The sequence below is a fragment of the Neisseria sp. P0021.S005 genome (assembly GCF_051956955.1).
The window spans coordinates 1-1531 of record NZ_JBQCWY010000713.1 but is presented as its reverse complement, the minus strand read 5'-3'; the positions used below and the strand labels follow the sequence as shown (position 1 = coordinate 1531).

Sequence of the window (1531 nt, the reverse complement as noted above, 5' to 3'; positions counted from 1 at the left end):
TTGCCTGAAAGATGGAAAACGGCATGAAGTCTATCATATTTTGGGCGTTTTTTCAGACGGCATGGGGGTGAATATGTTATATTTACGCCTAAAAACCAAATTTTCCGGACAACATGAAACGCGCCAAACAATATCCTTTTTTATCCTTACAGCGGCAACGTTTTCATCTGCACTTTGAAAACGCTTCTTCCGCCGCCAACCTTCCGAGCGAACGCGATTTTTACCGCTGGGCGTGGTCTGCCTTGAAAAACGAATACCGCCGTGCAGACATCAGCCTGATTCTTCTGGACGAAGAAGAAGCCCGCGCCTACAACCGCGACTACCGCGGCAAAGATTACGCCACCAATGTATTGAGTTTCGCACTCAACGAAGGCGAAATCCTGCCCGACCAGTTTTCAGACGGCCTGTATGGCGATTTGGTGATTTGCCCGCAAGTGGTTTTGAAAGAAGCCGCCGAACAAGGCAAAACACCTGAGCAGCATTTTGCCCACCTGACCATACACGGTACTTTACACCTGATGGGCTACGACCACATCGAAGACGATGAAGCCGAAATAATGGAAGCCGAAGAAATCCGCCTGATGCTGGCGTCAGGCTTCCCCAACCCCTACCAAGAGGACGAATATTAAAATGGACGGTACGCAGTCGAAACCCAAGTTTTTCGAACGCCTAATCTCCCGACTTGCCGGCGAGCCCGACTCCGCCGAAGACGTATTAACCCTGCTGCGCCAAGCGCACGAGCAGGAAGTTTTTGATGCCGACACACTGACCCGGCTGGAAAAAGTATTGGACTTTGCCGAACTGGAAGTGCGTGATGCCATGATTACGCGCAGCCGCATGAACGTATTGAAAGAGAACGACAGCATCGAGCGCATCACGGCCTACATCATCGAAACCGCCCATTCGCGTTTCCCCGTCATCGGTGAAGACAAAGACGAGGTTTTAGGTATTTTGCACGCCAAAGACCTGCTCAAATATATGTTCAACCCCGAGCAGTTTCACCTGAAATCCGTCTTACGCCCTGCCGTTTTCGTTCCCGAAGGCAAATCTTTGACCGCCCTTTTAAAAGAGTTCCGCGAGCAACGCAACCACATGGCGATTGTTATCGACGAATACGGCGGCACATCCGGCCTGGTAACCTTTGAAGACATCATCGAGCAAATCGTCGGCGACATCGAAGACGAGTTTGACGAAGACGACAGCGCCGACAATATCCACGCCGTTTCTTCCGAACGCTGGCGCATCCACGCGGCTACCGAAATCGAAGACATCAACACCTTCTTCGGTACGGAATACAGCAGCGAAGAAGCCGATACCATCGGCGGCCTGGTCATTCAAGAATTGGGGCACCTGCCCGTACGCGGCGAAAAAGTCATCATCGGCAGCCTGCAATTTACCGTCGCGCGCGCCGACAACCGCCGTCTGCACACCCTGATGGCCACACGAATTAAAGAAAACACGGATAAACCATGATTATTCTGGATCACGTCTCCAAACACTATCAAACACGCGACAACAAAGACTTTGTCGC

At 51.5% G+C, this 1531-nt stretch carries 2 protein-coding genes; both read left to right on the top strand.

Annotated features, from left to right (window positions below):
* Positions 1–113: 113 nt before the first annotated feature.
* Complete coding sequence (ybeY, locus tag ACTHUE_RS18610; protein WP_107792359.1) at positions 114–629, top strand: rRNA maturation RNase YbeY; 516 nt, start codon at positions 114–116, stop codon at positions 627–629.
* Between the two features lies 1 nt (position 630).
* Complete coding sequence (locus ACTHUE_RS18605; RefSeq protein WP_107792358.1) at positions 631–1473, top strand: HlyC/CorC family transporter; 843 nt, start codon at positions 631–633, stop codon at positions 1471–1473.
* The last annotated feature ends 58 nt before the right edge of the window (positions 1474–1531 follow it).